This is a genomic window from Anoxybacillus sp. TBDG-1 (assembly GCF_054815885.1).
On record NZ_JBTZSY010000039.1, the window covers coordinates 1 to 20,574 of the forward strand.

Here is a 20,574-nt window from a genome sequence, read left to right on the forward strand (position 1 = left end):
AGTTATCCTTAGCTTTCATACGCTTTTCGCTTCGTTCAGTTTTCAAGGAACATCTCCGTCGCTCTCTGAGCGACTTTTTCATACTATCACATCGGCGTTTCGATGTCAATAATGAGTTTTGTTTTTTAACCGCCGCCACATCTCCGATAGCGACGATTAAAAATATATCACGAACATTTTTAAACGTCAATACTTTTATTTATTATTTTTTTCAACTATGTAATGTCTATGAAAAATCCCTTTCCCTTTCGTTGCGATTTTTTGAACAGAAAGCATATGTTTTTCAACGAGAAACTCAAGCAAAATCTCTAAATCAACACCATACACTGTCAACTCTTTTTCACTTAACAACTCCGCCATAGACCATGATGTTTCTTTTTTTTCAAGCACATGCATTAGATGACTTGCTCCTTGTTTAAGTTTCGAATGAATGAAAAAATCACTTGCTAGAAATAGCAATTGCAATCGCTTATCAAGTGGCTCCTCACTCCCAACTAGCTCCGCATATAATTTATAAATTTGTGGCTCAATCTGCTTTACCTGATTCCATATAGTCACTTCGGGATAAAAGCCATTTTCGATAATGGATAGCCGAGCTAAATGATGGAGGGCATGCAACACATGGTTGTATGCATCAAGCCATTGATCTTTTTCAAAAAAACTCCTGCCCTCGATGTAGCGTCGCACCAATCTAGCAAATTCTATCCCCATCTTTACCTTTCTTTCCTCTTCAGGAAACTGCAATAGACGTTGGCGCAATTGTTCGATATATTCATTGCGCTCGAACAAAACTTTCCCATTCAACAGCCAATTTATTACTTTCCGGTTAGAACCGAGCAACACCCATTCTTTCACTTGACGTTCGTCTACAACGTACAATGATGCACTTTTTTCTCCGAAGGCATAATGTTTAATAAAAACCATCTCCTCCCCCTCTCGAACAATAACAAATAAAACAACATCAAATAAATCCGTCTCTGGAGAGTAATCCGACCCTCTTTCAACCATTAGAATACCGAGGGTGCGTGACTGACTAGCTCGCTCTTGGTAAATTGGACGCAACACATCTTCCATAACCGACTCCTCCACTTTTCAACATTGTTTGACGATATTCGACAATTTTAAAAAAACTCCTGCTTTGTTAATGCTTATCATTCAAAACTTATGATATAGTTATGCATAGGAGGGAATAACGTGGGTGTAAAATATTCAAGCAAGATCAACAAAATTCGTACGTTTGCGCTAAGTTTAATTTTCATTGGATTTTTTGTCATGTATGGGGGCATATTTTTTCGTACATCCCCTATCGTTATGACAATATTCATGATTTTAGGTCTGTTGTTTATTATCGCAAGTACAGTTGTTTATTTTTGGATTGGTATGTTGTCAACAAAAACGGTACAAGTCGTTTGCCCTTCATGCAACAAAGTAACAAAAATGCTCGGTCGAGTCGATGTATGTATGTATTGCAACGAACCTCTGACACTGGATCCGACACTTGAAGGAAAAGAATTTGATGAAAAATATAATCGAAAAAAAAGAAACAAAAAAAGCTGATAGCATCAATGCTACCAGCTTTTTTAATGATGTCCTTTTTGACAGTCTGGACACGTTCCGTAAATCTCCATCCGATGATGACTTACTTTAAATCCTGTCACATGTGCCGCTAAATCTTCTACTTCGTCTAAACCAGGATAATGGAAATCAACAATTTTTCCACACGCTTCGCAAATGACGTGATAATGATGTGTCGTAACAAAGTCAAAACGACTAGACGCATCACCATACGTTAATTCTTTAACAAGACCGACTTCTTTAAACACACGCAAATTGTTATACACAGTTGCGACACTCATATTTGGAAATTTTCCTTCCAAAGCTTTATAAATTTCATCCGCTGTTGGATGGGACATTGACTGAATCAAATATTCGAGTATCGCATGACGTTGCGGTGTAATACGGACGCCGGTTTCTTTCAATGTGTGAAGCGCTTCTTTTAATTGATGTGCGTGCGTCACCGTCATGCACCTCACTTTCATTTATAAAAATTATAATTATTAATTTATAATTTTTATAAATAGTGTACAAAAAAATGAAACCATTTGTCAATTGGATTTTTAGGGAAGAAAAAAGGGCGATCGTTGAACAATCGCCGCGTACATATTTGAGGAGGTGTGTGCTTACTATATCGTACGCAACAATTTTATTATTTGTTTGAGCCAACCGCCCCTTTTAAAACGTTTAACACCTCTTCAACATGCCCATTTACTTTCACTTTTCTCCACTCTTGTACAATTTGACCGTTTGGATCAACCAAAAACGTCGAACGCTCAATCCCCATATACTCTTTACCAAAGTTTTTCTTTAACTTCCATACTCCATATGCTTTTGCGACATCTTGTTTTTCATCAGCAAGAAGTAAAAACGGCAAACGATGTTTTTCAATAAATTTTTTATGCCTACCAATTGAGTCAGGGCTAATACCGATTACAACCGCTCCAAGTTCCTCAAATACTTCATAATGATCACGAAACTCACAAGCTTCTGTCGTACATCCTGGCGTCATGTCTTTCGGGTAAAAATATAATACAACATACTTTCCACGAAATTGCGACAATGTGACGTTTTCCCCATTACTCGCTGGTAATGTAAAATTAGGCGCTTCCATGTTTCTCCTCCTATCTTTTTTCTACGTCCATCACCGTTCGAACAACAAAAGCAGCAGGTAGCGCATAGCCAAGCAGCGCTTCAACCATCGCAATCCACCGACCGATTCCAATCGGGACAATATCGCCATAGCCAACGGAAAGCAATGTCACTGCACTAAAATATAAACTTGTTTCGGCATATTGAAAAAAGTTAGAAGCGACTATAGTCTTCCCATTTTCCATCATAACAACATGTCCATTTATATGCAAAATTGTATACACAAGCGCAAAACCGATTATTGTCGTTGAATAAACAAATAAAATAGCGATAAAGTTTTTTATTGAAATGGCTGAGCGTTTCGCTTGCCAAAAGGAACGAACGCTCATACATATAATAAAAGCAATGATGCCAATAAATACATACGTCACAACATCCCCTCCTGTCCTCATATATACGAGGGGATGTTTTATTTAATTCCCGGCACCTCGATAACGTTTGACACCCGCGTTCCATAACAGCAACGATAAAGTAAAACATATAACACCCATCATCGGCGTCAAAAACGAATACGTGTACCATTCCGTTTTACGCAAAAAGTACGCCGCTGGATATACACCAACGAATGCAAACGGCAAAATCCATGTCAAAATGTAGCGGATAACACGATTGTAAATATCGACAGGGTATCTTCCGTAGTTTCCTATATTATACATCATCGGCATAATCGAACTGCGTGCATCAGACCAAAAACTAATGCTTGCTAATGAAATAAAAATGCCCGCGTAAACGAACGTCCCTCCTAAAACGAACAACAAAAATAAAACGACATCATACCAATGAAACGTTAAATGTAACCTTGATGCAGCATAACCCATAACGATTAAACCGGTAATTCCTCCAAGAAGCGACTCAAGCTCCATACGTTCAAGCACAATTTGAAATAAACTATGCACAGGACGAGTTAATACACGATCCATTTCTCCTCGTACAATGTATCGTTCATTAAAATCCCAAATGTTAAAAAATGAGGCGAACAAGGCGAACGGAACTAAAAAGAAACCGTAAATAAAAATAATTTCATCGCGCGTCCACCCGTTTAATAATTGCGTATGTCCAAATACAACAAGGATAAAAATTAAATTTACACCTTGAAACATTAAATCAGATAAAAACTCCACAAACAAATCGGTACGATATTGCAACTTTGTTTTTATATATTGACTCATATACTGAAAAAAAATTGATATATAAAACATATGTTCACCCCCCTTGAATGATGAGTTTTCGTTTGGCCGCTCTCCATAATACGTAAATCGGCACAATTAATACGACGCACCAAACCACTTGAAACATCAGCCCTTTAATCACAGCATCCCCTGTAAAGCTTTCCGTAAAAATCATACTTGGAATGTAACTAATCGCTTGAAAAGGCAAATAGTGCATAACATGTTGCGCCCACTCGGGATAGAAACTAATTGGCAAAATAAGCCCTGAAAATAAATCAATAACAAATCGTTTGGCGCGAAGCAACCCTTCCCCATTTAACGTAAAAAACGTGACCATCCCAGCTATCAAGTTGAGCTGAGAGTTAATAATAAAACTAAACATTGTTGACAAAGCAAAATATCCCCACGTATGAACATTTGCTGTAAATTGAAGCGAAAAAACGAATGTGACGATAATCATTCCCGGAAGTGAGAAGAAAAGTAATCTGAAAATCCCTTCCCCAAGCCCTTGCATCGTTTTCATAATTAAATAGTTGTACGGACGAATAAGTTCAATCGCCACTTTTCCTTCGCGAATTTCCATCGCAATTTCACGATCAATGTTATTAAAATAAAACGCTCTTGCCATCCAAGCGATCGCGACATATGTCGTCATTTGTTCAACTGTCATTCCTTGAATAGACGACTGCCCTCCATAAATGGCAGACCATAAAAAATAATACGCTCCGATATTAATGCTATAAATAAAAATGCCGCTATAATAATTCGTTCGATACGCTAACATCATTAAAAAGCGCATACGAATCATTTCAATATATTTAGCCATGATGAATCCCTTCTTCATAAATGTTGCGAATAATTTCTTCCGTCGATACTTCACGAATGTGAATATCTTTTAATTCATAGGAAGAAACGACTTTTCCAATAACATGTGCCATATCCGTTGCACGAACATGCGCAATCCAACTATATCGATCTTCCCCTTGTTCCCACGTCGCATCAACAAGTAGCATAAGCTCTTCTTTTGAGACGATATCGCGAAATTGAAAATGAATTTGCTTTCCTTCCCCCCAATTTTGCTTTAAACGTTGCAATGATCCGTCGTAAATAATTTTCCCTTCATCAAGCATAATGACGCGTTCACAAAGCGCTTCGATATCTGTCATATCGTGCGTCGTTAATAAAATCGTCGTGTTGTACTTTTCATTAATTTCTTTTAAAAACTGACGAATTTTTAGCTTCACAAGCACGTCTAAACCGATCGTTGGTTCATCTAAAAATAAAAGTGGCGGATTATGAATAAGCGCAGCGGCTAACTCACAACGCATACGCTGTCCAAGTGATAGCTTGCGCACGGGTTTATCCAGCAACGGACCAATATCTAACGTTTCAATGACATGATCCATATGCCCGTTATAATCTTGATCAGAGACGCGATATACTTTTTTTAACAATCGAAACGACTCTTGAACTGCGATATCCCACCATAATTGTGATCGCTGCCCAAATACAACGCCGATCGTCTGCACGAAACGTTCCCGCTCTTTATGCGGATTCATCCCATTCACAACGACTCGTCCAGATGTCGGCGTTAAAATTCCTGTTAACATTTTGATTGTCGTCGATTTACCTGCCCCATTTTCCCCAATGTAGCCAACCATTTCTCCTTGTTTGACCGTAAAGGAAATATCGTCCACAGCTCGAATGACTTTATAGTTTCTCGTAAACAAATCACGAAACGCACCAGCTAAACCGGAGCGGCTAGAGTATGACTTAAATTCCTTACGTAGTTTTTCTACTTCAATGGCATACATGTTCCTCACCTCTTATGAAATCACTATTTACTAGTGTAACGAAAATGTTGAAACTCAACAAATGGTGTGCTCAAATAAATGTGATAAAATAAACATCGTGAAACAATTTTTACATAAAAGGAGGAGGCTTCGCGTGAATTTTACGAAGTCTGAACAATTATATGAAGAAGCGCTTGAGCATATCGTCGGTGGCGTCAACAGCCCTTCTCGTTCATATAAAGCTGTCGGAGGCGGTGCACCTGTCGTTATGGAAAGAGCACAAGGGGCATATTTTTGGGATGTAGACGGCAATAAATATATTGATTATTTAGCAGCGTACGGTCCTATTATTACGGGGCATGCTCATCCGCATATTACAAAAGCAATTCAACATGCAGCCGAAAATGGTGTGTTATACGGGACACCAACACCATATGAAATTACATTTGCCAAAATGTTGAAAGAGGCGATCCCTTCTCTCGAGAAAGTGCGTTTCGTCAACTCAGGAACAGAAGCTGTCATGACAACGATTCGGGTCGCACGCGCATACACCGAACGCGATAAAATTGTAAAATTTGCAGGTTGCTATCACGGTCATTCCGATCTCGTTCTTGTTGCTGCCGGCTCTGGTCCATCCACATTAGGTACACCTGACTCGGCAGGCGTGCCAAAAAGCATTGCACAAGAAGTGATTACTGTTCCTTTTAATGATGTCGATGCATTTAAACAGGCGATGGATCGTTGGGGAAGCGAAGTCGCTGCCGTTCTTGTCGAACCTATCGTCGGTAACTTCGGTATCGTGGAACCAAAGCCGGGCTTTTTACAAACAATTAACGACATCGCTCATGCAGCTGGAGCGCTTGTCATTTATGATGAAGTCATTACAGCTTTTCGCTTTATGTATGGCGGGGCTCAAAACCTACTCGGCATCGAACCAGACTTAACTGCACTCGGAAAAATTATTGGCGGGGGATTACCAATCGGTGCATATGGCGGTAGAAAAGACATTATGGAACAAGTAGCTCCGCTTGGCCCCGCTTACCAAGCAGGAACAATGGCCGGCAATCCAGCCTCTATCTTAGCGGGCATTGCCTGTTTAGAAGTACTACAACAAGAAGGCGTGTACGAACATCTCGATCATCTCGGCGCAATGTTAGAGGCTGGCATTTTAACACATGCGAAAACATACGATATTCCTATTACGATTAACCGCCTAAAAGGAGCGCTCACTGTATACTTCACGACAGAAAAAGTAGAAAACTATGAACAAGCGGAACGGACAGATGGGAAGATGTTCGCTAAATTTTTCAAGCTCATGCTCCATCAAGGCATCAACCTTGCTCCTTCAAAATATGAAGCATGGTTCATTACATTAGCTCATACAGAAGAGGATATTGAATATACAATTGAAGCGGTAGAACGTGCATTTAAATCCTTAAAAAATGAATAAATATACAATTATAACGAGGTGAGAACATATGTTCCACCTCGTTTTTTTACGCTCAAATTAAATGAAAACGCTTACAAATTCCGTGAACGTTTTGTTACACAAACTGAATATCGTATCCAAAAACATGAATAAATAATTGATTTTCTGTCATGATCATGTTAATATAAACTATAAAATTTAGAAAATTTTATTTTTTAAAAAAGTTTTTGTGTAGGAGGTGGCGAAGGCGAGAAGCGAACGATAGTCGCTTGCAAGCCGCATGCTATGAAACAACAATGGAATCCAACTTCATTTCAACACTTTTATGAACATGAACACGATGCTTGTGGAATTGTCGCTGCGGTTGAAAAACGACGCATTCCGACAAGAGAAAACATTACAACGTGTATTAACGCCCTCGTCACAATGAATCATCGCGCTGGATTCATCAACGGAGAAGGAGATGGCGTCGGCATTCATATTGACATTCCAAAAGCACTTTGGAAAGAAAAATTTGCTGCTGCCCATCTTGATCCTCAACTCGTCGATCGCGATGATTTTATCGTTGGTCATATATTTATTACACGAACAACGAATGTGGAAGAGAAACAAGCACGTATGCGCCAATTGTTTGCTCAATTTCAATTGACGCTCATTTTCGAATCTGACCGCGTTACATCTTCTTCAGCGCTCGGTCCAATTGCTTTACGTGAAGAACCGGTGTTTTGGCAAGTTGCCCTTTTACCAAATCAAAAAGGAACATTATCTAAAACGTTATTTGAATTGACTGTTGAAATAGAAAAAGATGAGCATATTCATGTCGCTTCGTTAAGCAATCACCATGCTATTTATAAAGTAATGGGTGCTGGAGATATTTTACCAAAATACTATCATGACTTAGCAAGCCCGCTCGTCGCATCAACGATGACGCTTGGTCATAATCGCTATTCAACGAATACGCTGTCAAACTTTTTTCGCGTTCAACCGTTTAGCGTACTAGGTCATAACGGTGAAATTAACACGATTGCTAAACTTCGTGAAGAAGCAACAATGATTGGCGTTCCGCTCACAAACGGCGGAAGCGATTCGCAAGACTTAAGCCGAACGATGGAAACGCTTATTTATCGCGACGGCTATACGTTATTTGAAGCAATGGACTTTTTATTCCCACCGATTGTAAACGAAATCAAGCATTATCCAGCCCATTTACAAGATTTATATACTTACATTCGCGAAGCTTGGGGACATTTCGCCCAAGGACCGGCAGGCATTATTTCGCGTCATGCTGATGAGGCAGTGTTTAGCGTCGATGCACTTGGATTGCGTCCACTTTGGAAAATTGAAACAGAGCACCGTTACGTATTTGCTTCTGAACCGGGCATTATTCCAGCTTGCGAATATACAGGAGAACCAAAACCGCTCGCACCGGGAGAGAAAATCGGCTTAAAATGGCAAGCGGACGGAACGATTCATATTTATGAATACGCACATTATCAACAAGAAGTATACAATCGTATTCGAAGTCGTTTAAACATCGAGAATATGCGCCAACGTCTCCAAACACCAACGTTAAAAACATACGTACTTATGGCCCAACCAACAAAAGTGCATAACGGACAATACGCTGCATTCGGTTGGGATCGCGAACATATTCAATTGCTTGAGCAAATGGCAGAAAAAGGCGCAGAACCTATTCGCTCGCTCGGACATGATGCTCCACTCGCAGCGATCGATCCTGAACGAAAAAATATTGCTGATTTCATAAAAGAAAGTGTTGCGGTTGTTACAAACCCTGCCATTGACCGCGACCGCGAAACAGAACATTTTTCTACTCGCGTTGTCGTTGGAAAAAGACCAAGTATCGTCTCAAACGAAGAACATCCGTACACCGTTGAGCTTCTTTCACCTATTTTAATCGAAGGAAAACTCGGAAACGAATGTGCAGAAGTATTGCAACAGCCGTCATACGACCAGCTCGTTCATGCGTTTGAAGAAAAACAATTAACGTACTTTCTATCATCAACTTTTTCTGAACATGAAACGATTCCTATGGCTCTCGTCCGTTTAAGCAAAGAAGCATGTGAAGCTGTTGAAAATGGAAAAACGTTACTCATCATTGACGACGCGAAAGCGCATCAAAACGGACATTTATGGATCGATCCACTCCTTGTCGTATCGGCCATTGATCAAGCATTGACAAAAGCAAACTTACGAAGAAATTGTTCGCTTCTTCTTCGTTCCGGAGCGATTCGTTCGTTGCATGATTTCATCGTTGCTTACGGACTTGGTGCAAATGTCATTAGCCCGTATTTGATGTTTGCGACAGTTGCTGATTCGTCAACTCGACCAGCCATTCATTTGTTCCAAGCGTTAAATAAAGGGCTCGAAAAAGTCATTTCAACGATCGGTATTCATGAGTTGCGCGGATATAGCCGTCTCTTTTCGTCTATCGGATTACATGAAGAAGTCGCGGTTGTATTAAATATCGTGAACTTTTTTGGTTCAGATTCGCTTGCCCAAAATTTCGAGGCATTAAAACAAGATGCGCTCGCACGAGCAAAAGATTTTGAAACCGAACAAGCAAAGTTACGAAAAACGTTTCACGTATTCCCACGCATTTGGAAAGCGATTGGCGAAGTGGCACAAACGGGCTCATACGATCAATATCGTGAAAAGTTAACAGAAATTGAAACCGAAACACCGACAGCTATTCGCCATTTAACGGACTTAAAACAGGCAAATGTTCCAGCTAAAAAAGAACATGTCGACATTTCGGTCGGTGAACATAGCTTGCCGTTTGTGATCGCTTCGATGTCATTCGGATCACAAAACGAAATTGCGTTTCGTGCTTATGCCGAAGCAGCCAACCGTCTCAATATGATTAGTTTAAACGGGGAAGGCGGTGAAATTAAAGATATGCTCGGCAAATATCCGCGCACACGCGGTCAACAAGTCGCCTCTGGACGATTTGGCGTCAATGCTGAACTGCTCAATTCATCTAATTTACTGGAAATAAAAATTGGGCAAGGAGCAAAACCAGGTGAAGGCGGTCATTTGCCTGGCTCAAAAGTAACAGCCAAAATTGCTGAAGCACGCAACGCAACGATCGGCTCTGATTTAATTTCACCGTCAAACAACCATGACATTTACTCGATTGAAGACTTAGCCCAAATGATTGCAGAATTAAAAACAGCAAACGACCAGGCAAAAGTGGCGGTAAAAGTACCCGTCGTCCCTAATATCGGAACGATCGCTGTCGGTATCGCAAAAGCTGGCGCTGACATTATTACACTAAGCGGCTTCGATGGCGGTACAGGAGCAGCACGCATCCATGCCATTCAACACGTTGGCTTACCTGTAGAAATTGGCGTCAAAGCGGCGCATAACGCTCTCTTAGAAGCAGGATTGCGCCATCAAGTAGAAATTTGGGCAGATGGCGGCATAAAGAGTGCGATGGACGTTATGAAAGTAATGCTTCTCGGTGCTAATCGCGTCGGCTTTGGGACGTTAGCGATGATCGCAATCGGTTGTACGACATGTCGCGGTTGCCATTTAGATACGTGCCATGTCGGAATCGCCACGCAAATTGAATCGGAAGCACAAGCAAAAGAACACGGTTTGCGTCGCTTCGTTCCAAGACAATTCGAGCAAGCAGTACAAAACTTAGTTCGTTTCTTTACCGCATTCGGTGAAGAACTTAAAGCGCTCACCGCATCGCTTGGTTATACAAACTTACAACAACTTGTCGGTCGCTCTGATTTGCTTGAACAAACACGCGGCCGAGATCGCCTCGATTTAACGACGTTATTAAAACCGTTAGACATCGGTCAATGGTACCAAAAAGAAGTAGCAGCAACATCAAAAGAAGGAAAACTCGCTGTTGCTGCTGGTGCTGAATATTTAGATTACCACGTTGAGGACTTGCATCGTTCTCGGGAATTTTCAACTGTTACAGCTGAACAGCGCGTGCTCGGTAGCCGTGTCGCATGTCATCGCGTACGTGGTCGATTAGATGGATCATATAAAAAGCTACCGAATATTTCCCTACGCTATAAAGACGGATCGGTACCTGGCAACGGGCTCGGTGCGTATAACGTCACCGGCATTCATATTCACGTCGACGGGGGAGCACAAGATGGTGTTGGGAAAACATCATTTGGTGGCGGTATCTTCGTCTTCAAATCAAAAGGAAAAGACGGCAAGTTTTACAACGGATCGGTCGGAAAAGGATTTGGATACGGAGCGCAAAAAGGACTATTAGTCGTGCAAGGAAATGCCGATGCACGTGCAGGCATTCGCTTATCAGGAGCCGATATGATTATCGGCGGTCAAGTGACCAAACCAATTCCTGAAATGGAACATGGCAATATCGGCGTCAACGCAAACATTAAAGGATTTGCCTTTGAATATATGACAAACGGACGCGGGCTTGTTCTCGGCGACCCTGGTCCGTGGATTTGTGCAGGGATGACAGGTGGTGTCGTTTATTTGCGTCATCAACCAAAAATGGGCTTAACGAAAGCGGCCCTTGAACGTCGAATCGCTAAAGGAGCGAACGTCACGGTTCAACCGCTGAACGAAAAAGGAAAAGCGGACGTCAAAGAACTGCTTGGCACATATATTCAATTGCTTATTGAACATGAACAGCACGACGAAGCAGCAACACTTCAACCGTTGTTGCAACAACCAGAGCAACACTTTTTCCAAGTCATTCCGAAAAAAGAACAAGCCGATCCATCCGTATCGACGGAATAAACGTCAAAAAGAACTGCCTCAAAAAAATGGGGCAGTTCTTTTAATTTTTTTCCTTTTATCTTGATATACTGATGAAAAACATGTATATTTGTTTGTTGTTCTAACAAGATGATAAAAAGGAAAGGAATTTGAGCGACGATGAGACTTGGAGCCCGTGTATTTAAAACCGGGATTGCGATTACATTTGCATTAGTTTTAGCGAAATTACTTCAATTGCCTTCTCCTGTCTTTGCTGGCATTTCAGCTGTATTTGCGATGCAGCCGACGATTTACCGTTCATACTTATCTTTAATTGAACAAATACAAGCTAACGTCATCGGGGCGATTTTCGCGATCGTTTTTACACTTATTTTCGGACACGATCCGTTTATTATCGGGTTAACTGCCATTTTAGTTATCGCGTTGTTTCTTCGTCTTCGTTTAGAATCTTCTATTTCTGTCGCACTTGTTACAGTTATTGCCATTATGGAATATACAGAGCAGCATTTTATTGAATTTGCACTTATTCGTTTCTCGACCATCATGCTAGGCGTACTTGCAGCGTTTGTCGTGAATTTAGTGTTCCTCCCACCAAAATATGAAAAAAAGCTATATACAAAAATTGTTGAATATACGGAACATATTTTGAAATGGATTCGTATGAACGTTCGCCATGCATCTGAGCATCATTCGCTGAAAGAAGACATTGAAAAATTAAAAGAAAATATGATGAAACTTGATCAGCTTTATTTGCTTTATAAAGAAGAACGAACGTATTTTCGTAAGCAAAAATATAGTAAATCGCGCAAACTCGTATTGTATCGCCAAATGATTGTCGCAACAAACCGCGCCTTAGAGACGTTAAAGCTGCTACATCGTTTAGAAAATGAATTGACACATACATCTTCACAACTTCAAGACGCTATAAAAAACGAACTTGACTGTTTATTAAATTACCATGATCAAATATTGCTGAAGTTCATTGGAAAAGCAAAATCCGATCCACAATCACAATTTGCGACTGAAGCGTGCTCTGGGAAAAAAGGATTAATTCACTCGTTTTTAAACCATTATGTTGAACAAAGCGCCGAACAAGAAAATTATCAACTATTTCCTCTGATCGGGGCAATTATTGAATATAGTCACCAACTTGAACATTTAGACACACTCATCGAAAGCTTTCACCATTACCATAAAGAAGAACATGTCGTCCCTACCCCAGAACAAGAGTAAAAAGATGTCCCAACAACGTGGGGACATCTTTTTCACTTTCCATACATAATAAACTTTTTATACCAATGTTCGACCACTTCAGGAGCAAACGGTCCCTTTTTTTCTTTAATCCATTGAATTAATTTTTGAATATTATTTTTTAAAATCTTATCAATAATTTCAGGGTAGCCCATTTGTTTGCGATGTCGTTCATATTCATCACGATCTAATATTTCATATTGACCGTTCGGAAATACTTTAATATCTAAATCATAATCAATATATTTCAGCGCTTCCCCATCCCAAACGTAAGGCGAGCTAATATTGCAATAGTAATACACACCCTCTGGACGAATCATCGCAATAATGTTAAACCAATGTTCTCCATAAAAAAAACAAATGGCCGGCTCACGCGTCACCCACGTTCTCCCATCTGATTCTGTCACAAGTGTACGGTCGTTGCCACCGATCACTTCGTCTCCGCTTCCTTTTAAAACGACCGTTTCTTTCCATGCACGATGGATATGGCCATCATGTTTATAACTATGAATTTGAATGATCGCCCCTGTCTGTGGATACTCCATACATATTCCCTACTTTCATTCGACGCTTTTTTCTCTATTATTATAACGTTAATAAGCGAGGAAGAAAAAGAGCATCGGACGAAAACCGATGCCCTTTGCGCGTTATTGATTTTTCTTTGCTTCTGATTTTGCGTTTTGTTGTTTCACATGTTGAACATCTGTTTCAGTTGAAAACTCTGTTCCATACTGGCCAGCATTTTGTTGTTTCACATGTTGAATGTTTGTTCCTGCTGCTGTTTTGTTTGGTTTCACAATACTCACCTCCACGCTTATTACTTTGTATCATTTTCTCAAAAAATATCCGTATGAATAATTTTTATTCCATTTTCCAAACTACATGAAAGAGGTGAGAATAATGTATATTGGACGCGATTTAACACACTTGCAAATGATTTCAAAACGGGAGTGGAAAGATAGCGAATTAGCGTTTTTTCATCACGCCCTTCAACAAGTAACTCCGTATTTAAATAGCGAAGGACAAACGATGCATCGCGAAATTATTGAAGAAATTGAGGCAAGAGGCGGTTTACAGAGAAACGAAGCAACATATACGAACGGGACACGCGTATTTTATGAGTAAAGGCGCATGCCTTTACTCATACGATTGCCATATTTTTTGATATATGACTGGAAAAGCATACTGTTTTAGTTCATCGGCTGTTACCCATTTGGTCATTTTTTCATCGATTTGCAATTGAAGTGCCTTTGCTTTATATGCTTCAATATGCCAAACGATATGGGAAAATACATGCTCAAACGTACCGATTCGTTCCATCGAGCGAATTAAAACATGATATCGTTCACTTATTTCTTTTATAAATTCCTGCTCATTTAATGTCGGAGCATGTTCGTCATTTGGAAACTGCCAGAGATTCGCAAGCAATCCGCTACTTGGTCGCTTTTCAATTAGTATACGCCCTTCTTCGTTAACAAGCACGATTGCTCGAAAAGCAACGTGCTTCGGCGCTTTCGCTTTCGTTTTTATCGGCAGCTGTTTTTCTACCCCTTCTGCAAACGCACGACAATGGCGTTGAACGGGGCATAATAAACAACTTGGGTTTTTCGGCGTACAAATAAGTGCGCCAAGTTCCATTAACGCTTGATTAAAGTCAGACGGATTGTCATGGGCAATAATATGGGATACAATTTGTTCAAACTTTTTTCTTGTACTCCCTTTCGCAATGTCGTCTGTCATATAAAAAATGCGCGATAATACCCGCATCACATTTCCATCTACCGCAGGCTCAGGAATATCGTAAGCAATGCTTAACACCGCTCCGGTTGTATATGGTCCGACGCCCTTCAATGAAGAAAATTGTTCCTTAGACGCTGGTACACATCCACCGTACTTTTCTTTTACTTCTTTTACTGCTGCATGTAAATGGCGAATACGGGAGTAATATCCGAGCCCTTCCCACACCTTCAGCACTTCTTCTTCCTCCGCGTCAGCTAACGCGTCTAAAGTCGGAAATTTTTCGATAAACTGATAAAAGTAAGGGATGACCGTATCAACACGCGTTTGTTGCAACATGACTTCTGATACCCATATTTTGTATGGATCTTTTTCTTTACGCCACGGCAAATCGCGTTTCTCTGCTTGAAACCAATGAATTAAATCGCGCTGAAATGACTCAATATGAAAATGTGCCAATATTTGTTGTAAATTTTCTTTCACGTTCATTCCTCCAAGGTGGTAAACTAAAAGTAAGTTCAATCGGAAAAAGGAGGCCTTTTATTTGGATACTGGTACACACGTTTTAATGGGGTTTGCATTAGGTGGATTAGCTACGCTAAATCCAACAATCGCTCATGATCCGACACTCGCTCACGCTGTGCTCATCGGCACGCTCGCTGGCTCGCAAGCACCTGATATCGACACGATTTTAAAATTAAAAAATAACGCCAAATATATTCGCAACCATCGTGGCATCACTCACTCTATTCCTGCCTTATTTGTTTGGACGTTGCTCATTAGTGTCGTTCTTTTTTATGTGTATGATACGTCTTTTTTTCACGTGGCGCTTTGGACATCGATTGCCGTTAGTTTACATGTATTTGTTGACATTTTTAACTCGTATGGTACGCAAGCGCTACGTCCTTTTTCAAAGAAATGGGTCGCCCTCGGCATGATTAACACGTTCGATCCGTTTATTTTTATCGTCCACTTAGCTGGCGTCGTCTTATGGCTTAACGGACATCATGCTGGATATACATTTCTTGCTGTATATATCGTGCTCATTGGTTACTATATCATTCGCTATCGTCAACAACAAGCGATAAAACGAAAATTAAAACAAATGTTCTCGGATGTCGAACAAATCATTACCGTACCGACAATAAAATGGAATGAGTGGCATTTGGCTGTCACGACATCGACCCATTTTTACGTTGCGCGGGCACAAAGCGGGACAATTGATATACTTGACATCTTTGAAAAATGTCCAATCCCAAATATCCCAGTTATTGAAAGAGCAAAACAAGATGAAAATTTAGCTGCCTTTTTGTCGTTTTCGCCCGTATATCGTTGGGAAGTTCATGAATATGACGATCATTATGAAGTGCGTTTCATTGACTTACGATATCGAAGCAAAGATTATTATCCTTTTGTTGCGGTCGTACAACTCGATCGCAACCTCAATATCGTCAGTTCATATACAGGCTGGATTTTTAGTGAGAAAAAATTGCGCAAAAAACTAGAACTTATTCCAAACTAAAGTAGGCGTAAAGTCATCCCTCTCGACAAATACTATACGTGTGCTTTGAAAGCACGAAATGAACGTCTGGGGGGACTAACATTGAGCAATAAAGAACGCGGCTTTCCGAACCAAAACAACGAAAAATTAGAAGGTGAGCCACGCGCAAAAGCGGAATACGCATCGAAACGTGCAAATGGCACGATTAATACGCACCCTCAAGAACGCATGCACGCATCAGGTCAACGTGGCGACATCGAGGAGGAATAAAATGGGGAAACATTGGCGTAAAAAATTTTATGATAACCGTTATTCCGATCCTTTTCCACAACCATGGGCAAACCCGAAACACGCCCATGCGCAAGTAAACGGTGAAACACAACAATCGCAAAGTTTAATGATTTTACATTCTGAAGTAAGCAAACGGAAAATTTAAAATGAAAAGAGGTTGACGAGCATGTCAACCTCTTTTTTTTAACAATGAAATCGGTAGCGCGACTTCTGTGTTTGGATCGTTTAAACGATAGCCCCATGCGAACACACCGTTCATATATTGAAGTTTAAATAACGACTGCGGATCCCCTTCAATTTCATAAAATTGCCCTGGTTGAAAATCATTTGGATTCAACAAATACGCTTTCGCCATCGCAATTTTCCGTTCATATACTGCGTATTCGTTCATCATTCCCATCTGCTCCGCTTTTCGGGCTTTTTCCATTAACGTGGCGATCTCTTGTTTTAATTCCCATTCGCTCATTTCACTATATCGTTTTTGTTCCATTCCTCTCACTCCACTTTATGACAGCTTCATGTTCATCGTACCATAAGTGAAGCTTAAAATACATAGATCAAAATAAGGCTAAAAATTCCGGTCATCAATACGTAATAAAACATCGGAATGAGCGTCATACGAATGATTGTTCCTTCTTTTCCTGCTAAACCGACGACGGAAGCTGCCGCGACAACGTTTAATACACAAACCATATTCCCTGCATTCGCCCCTAACATTTGTCCAGCGATAACGATATGATGAGGCACTTGGATTTGATCAGCAATGCTAAATTGAAATAACGAAAACATCATGTTACTAAACGTTGCACTACCTGAAATAAATGAACCGAGCGCCCCGATTAAAGGGGCAGCCAACGGCCAAGCCGCACCAACCGCCCCTGCGACCATCGACGCTAGCTCAATCGGCATACTTGCAAGCCCTGCGTCATTTATACCGGAGTTAATGAAAATTCGAACCATTGGCACCGCCGTTCCGAGCGCAATGGCGCTACCGATGAGTGTATATAACGATTCTTTTATTGTTGCCGCCACATCTTCGCGCTTCATTTTATGCATAAACACTGTAATGAGAATGACGACAAGAAAAATCGTTCCCGGTAAATATAACGGTTCAATCGATGTGCTAATGTTCGTTCCTAAAATGTTGTTAAACTGTAGTTTTACGGAACGAAGCCATGCTTTTAACGGTAAGTTTTGAAGGCGAGTCAACACTAAAATAAGCGCAACTAAAATATACGGCATCCATGCAAGTAAAAGCGGCATGTCGCTTTTTTGCACGTTCGTTACTTGTTCATGTGCACCTGTTTTCTTAAAATCCCACGGCTCTTTCGGTAATAAAAATCCTTTTTTCGCCGCTGGGACGACGATCGCTAAACCGATTAGTCCACCAATCATCGATGGAAACTCTGGTCCGAGAAAAGAAGCAACGAGAAACGCAGGAACGGTAAAACTAAGCCCTGCAAATAAGGCAAATTTCCAAATTTCCAATCCTTCTTTCCACGAACGATTTTCACCAAAAAAGCGCGTTAAAATAAGTACTAAAATAAGCGGGATAAACGTACCGATAATAATATCAAACGACACCGCTTGTTTAGCTAATGTTTGAAGAAATGATGATAAATCCGCTGTTCCGATGACATGTTGCACTCGTTCAGCAACAGAGTTTCCTTCACGAAGTCCTTGATCAACCCCGACAATAATCGGTGTGCCGACGGCTCCAAACGAAACAGGGCTACTATCGGCAACGAGGGCAACAACAACCGCTGCAAGCGGCGGAAAACCTAAGGCGACAAGAAGCGGAGCACCGATCGCTGCAGGCGTTCCAAACCCTGCTGCACCTTCAATAAAAGCACCAAACAACCATGCAATAATGATAACTTGCACACGGCGGTCACGCGTAATACCTAAAAATCCACTTCGGATCGTATCCATCGCTCCACTTTTTGTCAACGTGTTTAACAATAAAATTGCACCAAAAATAATCCATAAAATTGAGATTGCTACAATGACTCCTTCGATTGTGGCAGCTGCCACTTGAATGCCGGGCATTTTCCAAACAAACAACGATAAAACAACAGTAATTAAAAAACTAATCGGCATCGCTTTTGCCGCTGGGAGACGCAGTAAAACGAGAAAAAGAAAGACAGCTAATACCGGTGTAGAAGCTGTGACCACTTGTAAAAAGCTCATATTGTTCCCCTTTCTTTTTTGTAATATAATGACATAAGACATTATACTACATATTTGTGCATATATTCACAATAACATTTGACTACTTCTTGACAACTGTTTATGTATACGTTTTCCTTGTTTTTGTAAATATATCACATACAGGAGGATGAAAATAGTGGAAAGTATCGTTATTACAGGAGCTGGGACAGGGCTGGGAAAAGAACTGGCGCTTTTATACGCACAAAAGGGGTACAAAATCATTTTAGTCGGGAGAAGAAAAGCACCATTACAATCTGTTCAACAACAAATTGAATCATGTAAAGGAAAGGCAGTCGCTTTCCCACTTGATATTACAAATTATGAACAAGTGCACCAAACAGCTGAAGCACTTTGTCATACATACAACATTACGATGCTTATTAACAATGCAGGCATCGGCCATTTCGGTGCAATTGAACAAATGACGGAGCAACATATTCACGAAATGATTAATATTAACGTCAAAGGTACGATATATATGACAAAAGCGTTTCTTCCATATTTCAAAACGTTACCTGAAGCCAATATCATGAACATTATTTCAACAGCTGGTTTGCGCGGTAAAGTAAACGAAAGTGTATATGTCGCAAGTAAATTTGCTGTGCGCGGTTTTAGTGAAAGTCTTGTGAAAGAGCTGGCGGAAACAAACGTCGCTGTTACCGCTGTATATATGGGTGGGATGAATACACCGTTTTGGGACGATTCCGATCATATTCCAGACCGCTCCCGCCTTCGTTCTCCAAAACAAGTAGCTGAAACAATTATAAACAAATATAACAGACAAGCAGAAATCATTGTGGAATAGGAGGAATTAGTCCTCCTTTTTCTTTTCTAAAAATTTTTCAATTAACGAAAGTGAAAAACCTTTTCGGTATAATGCTTGCTTCATTTTTCGTTCGTACGTATACCGGTCATATGTTTCGTAGCGGCGATGCGCTTTTTCCCCATGATACATGAGCGCTTCCCATTCCACTTCATCGTTTGCCGTCACATGTTGTTTTGCCGCTTCAACAATATGCGAAGGAAAACCTTTCATATGCAACAGTTGGGCAATGTATGTTTTTTGTTCTTGATACGATCTTTTTTTCGATTGCTTATTTATTTTTTCAATCCATTTGATCGCTTTATCTCGTTGCATATCCTCCGTATAACGTTCCATCGCCCTTGCGATTGTTTCCTCACTTACTCCTTTATCCATTAGCTCTTTATAAATAATATAGGGGCCTTTCATCGTTGTGTTCACTTGCGTTTGTACGTACGCATGGGCAAATTGTTCATCGTCTATATATCGCTCATTTTGTAGCTTCCCAATTACTTGTTCGATCGTCCTATGATCTAATCCTTTTTTTTTCAAATGATCCATAACTTCTTGTTTCGAACGCATACGGTAAGCTAAAAAACGAATCGCCATCTTATATGCTTGTGTTTCGTCATCTTTTTTTATCATTTCCATCCATTGCTTTTCTGTTACTATCATTCCCTTTTTCAGCCGATACTCAATCAATACGTCTTGATCAACAGAAAAGAGTTGTTTCTCTCCATCTTCTTTGACAAGATGGACGTAAAAACGTTCTACATTTTTTTTATCTACTTCAATTTTTTCAATTCGCATCGTTGAACACACCTTTTCTTTCTTTTTCTCTTTAAACAACGCATAATATAAGGAAAGTCCTGCGGTAATATGTCAAGGTGAAACATCATCGAAATTGGAAATTTGATTGTCCGATGATCCGAAAAAAGGCAATACTTAAG

The 20,574-nt window shown here is 40.3% G+C and carries 22 protein-coding genes; 9 read left to right on the forward strand and 13 right to left on the reverse strand.

The window, feature by feature from the left end:
* Positions 1-195 precede the first annotated feature (195 nt).
* On the reverse strand, positions 196-1,074 hold the full coding sequence (locus ACYQY7_RS11080) for a nucleotidyltransferase-like protein (protein WP_461202069.1): 879 nt from the start codon (positions 1,072-1,074) through the stop codon (positions 196-198).
* Positions 1,075-1,194: 120 nt separating this feature from the next.
* Between ACYQY7_RS11080 and ACYQY7_RS11085 the strand changes: the two genes are divergently transcribed.
* Positions 1,195-1,557 carry a YgzB family protein gene (locus ACYQY7_RS11085; protein ID WP_461202070.1) on the forward strand — a complete coding sequence of 121 codons (363 nt, stop codon included), beginning with the start codon at positions 1,195-1,197 and terminating at the stop codon, positions 1,555-1,557.
* A 23-nt stretch (positions 1,558-1,580) separates the two neighbouring features.
* Here ACYQY7_RS11085 and perR read toward each other — a convergent pair whose 3' ends face one another.
* The 6 genes from perR to ACYQY7_RS11115 all read right to left on the reverse strand — a co-directional run bounded on the left by perR (position 1,581) and on the right by ACYQY7_RS11115 (position 5,689).
* Positions 1,581-2,024 carry a peroxide-responsive transcriptional repressor PerR gene (gene perR, locus ACYQY7_RS11090; RefSeq protein ID WP_032101066.1) on the reverse strand — a complete coding sequence of 148 codons (444 nt, stop codon included), beginning with the start codon at positions 2,022-2,024 and terminating at the stop codon, positions 1,581-1,583.
* A 182-nt stretch (positions 2,025-2,206) separates the two neighbouring features.
* Positions 2,207-2,668: a thioredoxin-dependent thiol peroxidase gene (bcp, locus tag ACYQY7_RS11095; RefSeq protein ID WP_461202071.1), complete on the reverse strand. Its 462-nt coding sequence runs from the start codon at positions 2,666-2,668 to the stop codon at positions 2,207-2,209.
* A 10-nt stretch (positions 2,669-2,678) separates the two neighbouring features.
* Complete coding sequence (locus ACYQY7_RS11100; protein WP_461202072.1) at positions 2,679-3,077, reverse strand: ion channel; 399 nt, start codon at positions 3,075-3,077, stop codon at positions 2,679-2,681.
* Between the two features lie 42 nt (positions 3,078-3,119).
* Positions 3,120-3,905: an ABC transporter permease gene (locus ACYQY7_RS11105; protein WP_461202073.1), complete on the reverse strand. Its 786-nt coding sequence runs from the start codon at positions 3,903-3,905 to the stop codon at positions 3,120-3,122.
* A 4-nt stretch (positions 3,906-3,909) separates the two neighbouring features.
* The gene (locus ACYQY7_RS11110; RefSeq protein WP_461202074.1) at positions 3,910-4,701 is read right to left on the reverse strand and encodes an ABC transporter permease; all 792 of its coding nucleotides are present in this window, start codon (positions 4,699-4,701) and stop codon (positions 3,910-3,912) included.
* Positions 4,694-5,689, reverse strand: a complete 996-nt coding sequence (locus tag ACYQY7_RS11115; protein ID WP_461202075.1) for an ABC transporter ATP-binding protein — start codon at positions 5,687-5,689, stop codon at positions 4,694-4,696. The genes ACYQY7_RS11110 and ACYQY7_RS11115 overlap by 8 nt, the downstream gene beginning before the upstream one ends.
* Positions 5,690-5,822: 133 nt before the next feature.
* On the opposite strand from ACYQY7_RS11115, the gene ACYQY7_RS11120 reads away from it, so the two are divergent.
* The 3 genes from ACYQY7_RS11120 to ACYQY7_RS11130 all read left to right on the forward strand — a co-directional run bounded on the left by ACYQY7_RS11120 (position 5,823) and on the right by ACYQY7_RS11130 (position 13,064).
* Positions 5,823-7,118: a glutamate-1-semialdehyde 2,1-aminomutase gene (locus ACYQY7_RS11120; protein ID WP_461202076.1), complete on the forward strand. Its 1,296-nt coding sequence runs from the start codon at positions 5,823-5,825 to the stop codon at positions 7,116-7,118.
* 264 nt (positions 7,119-7,382) lie between these two features.
* Entirely contained in the window at positions 7,383-11,852 is a 4,470-nt protein-coding gene (locus ACYQY7_RS11125; RefSeq protein ID WP_461202077.1) for a glutamate synthase-related protein, read from the forward strand.
* 138 nt (positions 11,853-11,990) lie between these two features.
* Positions 11,991-13,064, forward strand: a complete 1,074-nt coding sequence (locus ACYQY7_RS11130; protein WP_461202078.1) for an FUSC family protein — start codon at positions 11,991-11,993, stop codon at positions 13,062-13,064.
* A 32-nt stretch (positions 13,065-13,096) separates the two neighbouring features.
* On the opposite strand, the gene ntdP is transcribed toward ACYQY7_RS11130, so the two are convergent.
* Together ntdP and ACYQY7_RS11140 are read right to left on the reverse strand one after the other, a co-directional pair.
* On the reverse strand, positions 13,097-13,627 hold the full coding sequence (gene ntdP / locus ACYQY7_RS11135; RefSeq protein ID WP_461202079.1) for a nucleoside tri-diphosphate phosphatase: 531 nt from the start codon (positions 13,625-13,627) through the stop codon (positions 13,097-13,099).
* 102 nt (positions 13,628-13,729) lie between these two features.
* Positions 13,730-13,882 (reverse strand): gamma-type small acid-soluble spore protein, encoded by a 153-nt coding sequence (locus ACYQY7_RS11140; protein ID WP_183249149.1) that lies wholly within the window; start codon positions 13,880-13,882, stop codon positions 13,730-13,732.
* Between the two features lie 100 nt (positions 13,883-13,982).
* Here ACYQY7_RS11140 and ACYQY7_RS11145 point away from each other — a divergent pair, with 100 nt between their 5' ends.
* The gene (locus ACYQY7_RS11145; RefSeq protein WP_461202080.1) at positions 13,983-14,207 is read left to right on the forward strand and encodes a cytosolic protein; all 225 of its coding nucleotides are present in this window, start codon (positions 13,983-13,985) and stop codon (positions 14,205-14,207) included.
* Between the two features lie 12 nt (positions 14,208-14,219).
* Here ACYQY7_RS11145 and mutY read toward each other — a convergent pair whose 3' ends face one another.
* A complete protein-coding gene (mutY, locus tag ACYQY7_RS11150) occupies positions 14,220-15,308 on the reverse strand; it encodes an A/G-specific adenine glycosylase (protein WP_461202081.1) in 1,089 nt (362 codons plus the stop codon).
* Positions 15,309-15,363: 55 nt separating this feature from the next.
* Between mutY and ACYQY7_RS11155 the strand changes: the two genes are divergently transcribed.
* The 3 genes from ACYQY7_RS11155 to ACYQY7_RS11165 all read left to right on the forward strand — a co-directional run bounded on the left by ACYQY7_RS11155 (position 15,364) and on the right by ACYQY7_RS11165 (position 16,756).
* Positions 15,364-16,341 (forward strand): metal-dependent hydrolase, encoded by a 978-nt coding sequence (locus tag ACYQY7_RS11155; protein ID WP_461202082.1) that lies wholly within the window; start codon positions 15,364-15,366, stop codon positions 16,339-16,341.
* A gap of 81 nt (positions 16,342-16,422) precedes the next feature.
* On the forward strand, positions 16,423-16,590 hold the full coding sequence (locus ACYQY7_RS11160; RefSeq protein ID WP_461202083.1) for a small, acid-soluble spore protein K: 168 nt from the start codon (positions 16,423-16,425) through the stop codon (positions 16,588-16,590).
* A gap of 1 nt (position 16,591) precedes the next feature.
* Positions 16,592-16,756 carry a YpzG family protein gene (locus ACYQY7_RS11165; protein WP_006322047.1) on the forward strand — a complete coding sequence of 55 codons (165 nt, stop codon included), beginning with the start codon at positions 16,592-16,594 and terminating at the stop codon, positions 16,754-16,756.
* Between the two features lie 24 nt (positions 16,757-16,780).
* On the opposite strand, the gene ACYQY7_RS11170 is transcribed toward ACYQY7_RS11165, so the two are convergent.
* A complete protein-coding gene (locus ACYQY7_RS11170) occupies positions 16,781-17,101 on the reverse strand; it encodes a YfhH family protein (RefSeq protein ID WP_461202084.1) in 321 nt (106 codons plus the stop codon).
* A gap of 53 nt (positions 17,102-17,154) precedes the next feature.
* Positions 17,155-18,801 carry an L-lactate permease gene (locus ACYQY7_RS11175; RefSeq protein WP_461202085.1) on the reverse strand — a complete coding sequence of 549 codons (1,647 nt, stop codon included), beginning with the start codon at positions 18,799-18,801 and terminating at the stop codon, positions 17,155-17,157.
* 148 nt (positions 18,802-18,949) lie between these two features.
* Here ACYQY7_RS11175 and ACYQY7_RS11180 point away from each other — a divergent pair, with 148 nt between their 5' ends.
* The gene (locus tag ACYQY7_RS11180; protein WP_461202086.1) at positions 18,950-19,627 is read left to right on the forward strand and encodes an SDR family NAD(P)-dependent oxidoreductase; all 678 of its coding nucleotides are present in this window, start codon (positions 18,950-18,952) and stop codon (positions 19,625-19,627) included.
* A 6-nt stretch (positions 19,628-19,633) separates the two neighbouring features.
* On the opposite strand, the gene recX is transcribed toward ACYQY7_RS11180, so the two are convergent.
* Positions 19,634-20,434: a recombination regulator RecX gene (recX, locus tag ACYQY7_RS11185; protein WP_461202087.1), complete on the reverse strand. Its 801-nt coding sequence runs from the start codon at positions 20,432-20,434 to the stop codon at positions 19,634-19,636.
* Positions 20,435-20,574 lie beyond the last annotated feature (140 nt).